This window comes from Bradyrhizobium sp. NBAIM08 (assembly GCF_020193935.1).
Classification (GTDB): domain Bacteria; phylum Pseudomonadota; class Alphaproteobacteria; order Rhizobiales; family Xanthobacteraceae; genus Bradyrhizobium; species Bradyrhizobium yuanmingense.
Genome location: NZ_JADYVR010000796.1, coordinates 1 through 414, shown reverse-complemented (window position 1 = coordinate 414; position 414 = coordinate 1). Strand labels below are relative to the sequence as shown.

1 protein-coding gene is annotated in these 414 nt (G+C 66.9%); it reads right to left on the bottom strand.

Annotated elements, in window-relative coordinates; genetic code table 11:
- Positions 1-163: 163 nt before the first annotated feature.
- Positions 164-414: cytochrome d ubiquinol oxidase subunit II (locus I6F37_RS42105; protein WP_225154685.1), on the bottom strand; the 251-nt coding region annotated here is incomplete at its 5' end.

Sequence of the window (414 nt, the reverse complement as noted above, 5' to 3'; positions counted from 1 at the left end):
GCGGAAGCAGGTTCCAGGCCAGGCGCCGCAAGCGACGCGCGTTCGAGGACGGTCCGGTCCGCGGTGCCGAGGCGGCAAGCGATCTGGAAGGCAGGCCCCCGGAAGTCATGATGGAATGCTATTCCATCATTGAGCGGCGAGCGCTCTCGATTTCCCTATGGCGTCAGGCGTAGTCGAGTGCGCGCGCCTTTCCCCAGAACACCCGGTACGCGAAGATCGTGTAGCCCACGATCGCCGGCACCGCTACCGCGCAGCCGATCGCGATCACCACCAGCGACTCGGTGGCGCTGGCGGCCTGCCACAACGTGAGGCGGTCGATCACGACGTCGGGGTACAGGCTGTATGCGAGGCCGAGCGCGCCAAGCAGGAACACCGCGATCACCAGCGCGAACGGCAGCCAGCACAGCTTGCCGA